Source organism: Roseisolibacter sp. H3M3-2 (assembly GCF_029211165.1).
Taxonomy (GTDB): domain Bacteria; phylum Gemmatimonadota; class Gemmatimonadetes; order Gemmatimonadales; family Gemmatimonadaceae; genus Roseisolibacter.
Window position 1 is genome coordinate 1 of record NZ_JARGEK010000289.1, and the last position, 6442, is coordinate 6442.

Genomic DNA, 6442 nt, shown 5'->3' on the forward strand with positions numbered 1-6442 from the left:
CGGCCACGGTCTCGCCCGCGCTCTCGCGCGGGGGGGCGTTGCCGGCGGCCGGGGGCTGTGCGCCGGCGCACGGGCCGCGGGCGGCGGTGAGCAGCAGCGCGCCGGCGAGCGGCAGCGCGAGGCGACGGGAGCGGCTGGGCAGCGACGACGTGGACGACATGCCGCTGCCAGGTTCAAGCACGGTGCCGCGGGGACGACCCGCTCGGCCGTCGGGGTCAGCCGTCCGGGTCAGCCGTCCGGCAGGACGTCGCGCTCGAAGACGAGGGTGAGGCGCTGCGCGTCCTGCGACATCATGGTGGGGGCCCACCCGCCGCGGCTGCGCTCGTTCAGCAAGTCCGTCAGCGCGTCCTCGTCGTCGCGCAGGTGGCGCGTCAGCCGGAGCACCACCGCCTGGAATTCCTTCATGCCGTCGGGATGGGGGACGATCGGAGCGACTGCGACCCTAGGGCGTTGCGCGGTGAACACTTACCCGTGCCGTCCCCGGGCACAAGAGGTTCGGCGCGCGTGCGCGCGCGGCGTCGCGTTCCCCGACGCGCCGACGGGGACCCTCGCGGAGCCCCCGTGCGCGTCGTGCGGTCGTTCTTGCGGCTTCGTCAGGTCGTCGCACGCTGCCGCCGCCGCGCGGCCACGCCGCCGACGATCAGCAGCCCGGTGCCGAGTAGCGCGTAGGTCGACGGCTCGGGCGTCACCAACGAGACGTTGCTCGTCAGCGCGGCGAACGTTCTGACCCGCTGCATCCCCGGAGGCCCAGCGGCCCAGAACTCGAGGCTCCCGAAGTGCGTCGTGCCGCGACTCTGCCCGCTGGCGAAGAACGCGAGCTCGTCACCCGCTACCCGTCCGACGAACGAGCGGTTCGGAAAGACGGGGATGATCCCCGGGTCCCAGTTCACGCTCAGCGGTGCCGCCCAGAGCATCTCGCAGCAGCCGATGCCCGTGAACCCGGCGTCGAGTGCCGCCTGGAGAAGCGTCAGCGTGCCGCTGACCCCCACGAAGTACTCGATCTCACGCGGGAAGTTCGGGGTTGCAGGGTAGACACGCTCCGTCCACGTCGCTGTATAGTCGACGCAGAAGAAGGTGCCGCACCCCGCGTACGTGCGGAGGGAGTACGGCTGCGACTGGACCTGGGCCGCTGCCGGCGCGGCGACGAGCAGAGTGGCGAGAACGACGGCACGATCAACGGCACGACGGACGGCACGCAGCATGGAAGCTCCGTGCGATGGCGGAACCGCGGGCGAGGAGCCGCCAGCGTCGGCGGTTTATGTGCTTCTCGTCACAACCGCACCAACCGTACCCGATGCGCGGTCGCGCGTCACCGCCGCCGGCGGACGCCGACCGACCCGTCACGGACGCGGTGACGGATCGCTGCGAGTGTGAAAGGATCGGCGACGGTCGCCCACACCAGGGCGCGCATCGTCTCGTTCTGCGGCGTCGTCCGCCGCCCCCGCGGACCGCGCCTTGCGCCGCCCCGCATCCCCACCGGCGACGCGGAGGCCACGTTCCAGCGCATCACGGACGACCTGCGCGCGGTCGCCGACCGCTGCCGCGAGCTCCGCGAGACGAGCGCTCGGCTCCGCGCCGACGCCGCCGAGCGACGCCGGCACGCCCGCACCATGCAGGCGGAGAATCACGAGCGCCGCGCGCGCATGGGGGCGATGCTGTGGCAGCTCGTGCACGAGCGCATGCGACGGCTCGGCGAGCGGTGAGCGCCCGGCCTTGTCGCCCCGGCGCTCCGCATCCAGCTTCGCGGCAGGGGCATCCGACGACGGGTGGCCGAGCGCGCGCAGGACTTCCGGACGGTCGCATGCACAGCAGTCGTCGGGGCCGGCCCGGGCCGCGCTCGTGCGTCATCGGATCGCTCGCGGCCGCCGCAGGGGCCGTCATCGCGGGCGTCGCCTGCGCCGACGCGGTGCCCCCCGAGCCGCCCACCCTCACGGTGACGCCCGCGCAGCTGAGCGCGACCCGGGGCGGACAGCACGTCCTGCTGACGGCCGAGCTGACGAACGCGCCCGCCGGCACGCCGGTGCGCTGGGTGAGCGAGGACTCGCTCTACTTCGTGCTCGACACGACCACCACGGGGCCGCACCGGGTGGTCGGGCGCACCGGGATCTACGGCGGGATCGGGCGCGTCAACGTGCTCACGAGCTTCGCGCTCGTCCGCGTCGTCGTCCACTCGGTGCCCGGCGTCGGACCGTAGCCGCGATCCTCCTCAGGTCGTCGCGCCGCCCCGCCGCCACCCACGCAGCAGCCATTCCCACCGCGTCGGGCCGCATGACGCCTCAGGCCGTCGCCGGCAGCTCCCGCCGCACCTCGCGCGGCGCCCCGACGTCCTGTCCCGGCGACCGCTCCACGAGCGTCAGCAGCCCCGCCGCCGTCATCCGCGCCCAGTCGTCCGGCACCCGCCACACGCGCCGGATCAGGTCGCCCGTGTCGAAGATCAGGCACCGCGCCGCGCGTGCCCCGGGCACCCGGCTCGTGTCGGCGAGCCACACCCGCCACTTCCGCCCCGTCTCGCCGTCGCGGATCACCCGGACCACCCGTCCGCCGGTCCCGCGCTCCCAGCCGATGTCGCTCGCGTGCATCTCGGGCGCCGCTGCGTGTCCCTGTCGCCCCTCGCCCCCCCGCCCTTCCCCGGTGAGCCGCGCTCCTGCGGCAAGGGCGCGGCCACGACTCCGGGATTCGCCGGAGGATTCGGGCGATCCGCCCGATGTCACCCGCCCGTCATGCGCACACGCACACGCAGACGCGCCCGCGCCCCGGCGTCGCTAGCTTGGCGCGCATGGACCCCATGGAGACCGCGCCCCCCGATCCCGTCCCGGCGAGCCTAGTCGTCGTCCGGCACCCGCTCGTGCAGCACAAGCTCGCGATCCTCCGCGACCGCGGCACGCCGACGAAGATCTTCAAGGAGCTCGTCGACGAGATCGCGATGCTCATGGCGTACGAGGCCACCGCCGACCTCGCGCTCGACGAGGTCGCGGTCGAGACGCCGCTCGAGCGCACCGTCGGCCACCGCGTCGCCGGCAAGAAGCTCACGCTCGTCCCCATCCTCCGCGCGGGGCTCGGCATGGTCGAGGGGATCCTGCGCCTCGTTCCCGCCGCGCGCGTCGGCCACATCGGGCTCTATCGCGACCACGACACGCTCGAGCCGGTGGACTACTACTTCAAGGTCCCCGGCGACGCTGCGGAGCGCGACTTCTTCGTCCTCGATCCGATGCTCGCCACCGGCGGCAGCGCCGTCAGCGCCGTCGCCTCGCTCAAGCGCGCGGGCGCCACGCGCATCAAGTTCCTCTGCCTCGTCGCCGCCCCCGCCGGCGCCCGCCGCCTCGCCGACGCGCACCCCGACGTCACCATCTACTGCGCCTCGCTCGACCGCGAGCTGAACGCGCAGGGCTACATCCTGCCCGGGCTCGGCGACGCGGGCGACCGGCTGTTCGGCACCCGCTGACCGCCTGATACGGCGGGAGTCGCAAGAGCGGGAGTCACGAAAGCGGGAGTCACGAAAGCGGGAGTCGTGAGAGCGCACGGCGCCGTTACGACTCCCGCTTTGATGACTCCCGCAGTGGCGACTCCCGCTTCTCGGTCGGAGGTCGCTGCCGCGACTCAGCCAAACCACTCCCGCGGACAGTCCCGCTGCTGCCGCGCCGCGTCGATCACCCACTGCTGCGTCGCCGCGTCCGTCACCTCCTGCGGCACCTGGTCGAACCACCGCTTCGCCTGCGACGCGTCCCCCACGCGCCGCCACAGCTCCCCCACCAGGTACGTCAGCACCGCGCGCTCCTCCGCCGCCACGCCGTCGAAGCCGTCCAGCGCGCGCTCGAACGCCCACGCCGCCTTGCGCCGGAAGAAGCGCTCCGCCTCGACGTCCCCCTCGTCGACGCAGCACCACGCCGCGCGCAGCAGCAGGTCGGCCACGTGGCGCGGCTCCATCCCCTGCCACTCCGCGACCTTCGCCGCCGCCTCGTACTTCTCCGAGCCGAGCACCGTCGGCTTCGCGGTCTGCGCGATCTGCGGCGCGAGCTCCGTCCACACGTGCTCGCGCAGCATCGGCGACACGTCCGCCTCGTCGGTGAAGTCGCGCTCCGCGCCCGTGTACCCGCAGCGGTTGCACATGTGCACGAGGTACGGCAGCGGCTGCGTCCCCGCCGCGCGCTCGTGGAAGTCGGTGCGCTTCCCGCCGAAGGAGTTCGTCGACACCACGGCCTGCGAGCGGAAGTGCGACTCGCACACCGGACAGGTCAGTTCGATCTGCTGCAACGTGGTCATGGGTCCTTCTCCTGCTCGTGCTCGGCGACCGCGTCCTTCGCGCGCACGCGCGCCGCGTAAGTGAGGGTCTCGCCGCGGGTTGGCCGTTCGGTGACGGCGTTTGCGGCATGCCGAAAAGCCAATTCCATGCCACGTGCCTGCCCGGCGCGCGCCTCCCCCGCACGGCGCCCCGTACGGGGCCCCGTCCGGCCTTGTTCGTGCCCAGCCGCGCGCGGTATCTTCTCGCGCCTCCCGCCCCGTCGATGCTGATCAATCTCCTGCCCGACTTCCTGGCCGTCCTGCAGCACGGCGACCGCGTCGCGGCGTACCGGCGCTACTTCGAGGCGCACCGCGCGCTCCTCGCCGCGTACTGGGACAACTACGTCGTCGATCCCGACGGGCCGCACTTCGAGGAGGTCGTCCGCGCCGCCGTCGCCGCCCCGCGCGACGACCTGCACGCCATGCTCGCCGCCGTCGACGTGGTCAGCCTCGCCGCCGACGCCGCCGAGCGCGCCGCGCAGCTGCTCGAGCCCGACGTCGAGATCGACGTCGTCGTCATGGTCGGCGTCGGCGCCGCCAACGCGGGAGAGCTCGTCGTCGACGGCCGCGGCGTCGCCTTCGTCTGCCTCGAGCACTTCACCGGCGTCGCCAACCCCGCCACCCAGGGGCTCGGCCTCGACCCGGGGCTCGTCCCGCTCTGGGTCGCGCACGAGGTCGCCCACGCCGTGCGCTACACCGCCCCCACGAGCCGCAGCGCGCTGCGCACGCTCGTCGCCGAGGCCGACGGCTACTACTCGTACTGGGAGACCGGCCGCCGCGGCGCGCTCCGCGAGCACCTGGTGAACGAGGGCCTCGCCGTCGAGTGCTCGCGCCTCGTCGCCCCCGGCCACGCCGCCTGGGAGTACTTCGGCTACGGCCGCCGCCAGTACGCGCGCATCCGCGAGCTCGAGCCCATGCTCGCCCGCGCCGTCGCCCCCGAGCTCGACACCGCGGGGCTCGGCCTCCGCCTCCGCTGGCTCTCCGGCGGCATGAGCGACGAGGCCCGCACCTACGACCGCTACGTCATCCCCGAGCGCGCCGGCTACTACGTCGGCGCCCGCCTCGTCGAGCCCGCCCTCGCCTCCCGCGGCCCCGCCTGGGCGATCCGCGCTTCCGCGGAAGAGCTGTGTGCGGTGGGGCAGCCGCCGATCGTCGCGATGGCCTGAGCGCCGGATACGGCGTGGTCTGATACGGCGTGGTCCGGTACGGCGTGGTCCGGTACGGCGTGGTCCGGTACGGCGTGGTCCGGTACGGCGTGGTCCGGTACTATGTGAGCCACCACCGACAGGTGAAGGGCACGCCGTACCGGACCACGCTTTTGTAGACCACGCCGTACCCGACCACGCCCTATCTGGGCTCCACGCGCACGCGGGTCTGCTGACTGAACGTCTCCACCGCCGTCCCCATCGTCAGCGTCACCGTCGACGTCCCCTCCCCGCTCCCCTCGCGCAGCGCCCCCCGCCCCGCGTCGAGCACCAGCACCGCGTCGGCGCTCCCCGTCCCGGCGACGCGCACCGCCTGCCCCCCGGCGAACCCCTGCCCGCGCAGCGTGCTCGTCGTCCGCCGCCGCACCCGCACCGCCCCGCGCTCCGCCCCCTCGACCTCGTAGGCGACCACCGTCTGCACCGTCACCGGCAGCGGCCCCGCGCACCCCGCGACGCTCGTCGTGTCGCGCCACCGCAGCCCCGCCGTCAGCGTCGCCGGCACCCGCGGCATCACCTCGCGCGCCAGCCCCAGCGCCGTGAGCGCCGCCGCGCCCCCCGGGCTCGCGCACCCCGCGGCCGCCGCCTCGCTCTCCAGCCGCACCGCGCCGCGCGCCGAGATCGTCCCCCGCATCGTGGCCGGCGCCGCCGGCCCGGGGGACGCGCGCCCCGCCACCCGCTCCGACGCCCGCACCAGCAGCGAGTCCACCCGCGCGCTCACCCCGCGCGGACTGCCGCCCTGCACCGGGAGCACCGCGACCGTGACCAGCCCGGTCGTCTCGACGCGCTCCCGCTCCCCCGCCCGCGCGACGTCCGCCTCGGTCCGCACCCGGAACTGCCGCGCCTCGGTCGTCCACGCGAACCGCCACGGCCCCGTCTCGACCGCCGCCGGGGGCGCGGCCGTCGGCGCCGGGGCGGGGGGCGCCGCCGGCGGGCGCGGTGCCGGACGCGGCGTCGGGGCG

Annotated in this window: 8 protein-coding genes and 1 pseudogene; 4 read left to right on the forward strand and 5 right to left on the reverse strand. The window is 74.6% G+C overall.

Annotated features, from left to right (window positions below; all coding sequences use genetic code 11):
• Window positions 1-228 precede the first annotated feature (228 nt).
• Together PYV61_RS19060 and PYV61_RS19065 are read right to left on the reverse strand one after the other, a co-directional pair.
• A complete protein-coding gene (locus tag PYV61_RS19060; RefSeq protein ID WP_275834562.1) occupies window positions 229-405 on the reverse strand; it encodes a hypothetical protein in 177 nt (58 codons plus the stop codon).
• A gap of 188 nt (window positions 406-593) precedes the next feature.
• Window positions 594-1202 (reverse strand): PEP-CTERM sorting domain-containing protein, encoded by a 609-nt coding sequence (locus PYV61_RS19065; RefSeq protein ID WP_275834564.1) that lies wholly within the window; start codon window positions 1200-1202, stop codon window positions 594-596.
• Between the two features lie 168 nt (window positions 1203-1370).
• Here PYV61_RS19065 and PYV61_RS19070 point away from each other — a divergent pair, with 168 nt between their 5' ends.
• A complete protein-coding gene (locus PYV61_RS19070) occupies window positions 1371-1703 on the forward strand; it encodes a hypothetical protein (protein WP_275834566.1) in 333 nt (110 codons plus the stop codon).
• 203 nt (window positions 1704-1906) lie between these two features.
• The gene (locus tag PYV61_RS19075) at window positions 1907-2194 is read left to right on the forward strand and encodes a hypothetical protein (protein ID WP_275834568.1); all 288 of its coding nucleotides are present in this window, start codon (window positions 1907-1909) and stop codon (window positions 2192-2194) included.
• A gap of 82 nt (window positions 2195-2276) precedes the next feature.
• On the opposite strand, the gene PYV61_RS19080 is transcribed toward PYV61_RS19075, so the two are convergent.
• A complete protein-coding gene (locus tag PYV61_RS19080; RefSeq protein ID WP_275834570.1) occupies window positions 2277-2579 on the reverse strand; it encodes a hypothetical protein in 303 nt (100 codons plus the stop codon).
• A 206-nt stretch (window positions 2580-2785) separates the two neighbouring features.
• Between PYV61_RS19080 and upp the strand changes: the two genes are divergently transcribed.
• Window positions 2786-3442 carry a uracil phosphoribosyltransferase gene (gene upp, locus PYV61_RS19085; RefSeq protein WP_275834579.1) on the forward strand — a complete coding sequence of 219 codons (657 nt, stop codon included), beginning with the start codon at window positions 2786-2788 and terminating at the stop codon, window positions 3440-3442.
• Between the two features lie 155 nt (window positions 3443-3597).
• Here upp and PYV61_RS19090 read toward each other — a convergent pair whose 3' ends face one another.
• Window positions 3598-4260 carry a DUF2225 domain-containing protein gene (locus PYV61_RS19090; RefSeq protein ID WP_275834572.1) on the reverse strand — a complete coding sequence of 221 codons (663 nt, stop codon included), beginning with the start codon at window positions 4258-4260 and terminating at the stop codon, window positions 3598-3600.
• A gap of 242 nt (window positions 4261-4502) precedes the next feature.
• On the opposite strand from PYV61_RS19090, the gene PYV61_RS19095 reads away from it, so the two are divergent.
• The gene (locus PYV61_RS19095; protein ID WP_275834574.1) at window positions 4503-5444 is read left to right on the forward strand and encodes a hypothetical protein; all 942 of its coding nucleotides are present in this window, start codon (window positions 4503-4505) and stop codon (window positions 5442-5444) included.
• A gap of 181 nt (window positions 5445-5625) precedes the next feature.
• Here PYV61_RS19095 and PYV61_RS19100 read toward each other — a convergent pair.
• Window positions 5626-6442, reverse strand: a pseudogene (locus PYV61_RS19100) (hypothetical protein); the annotation flags it as partial.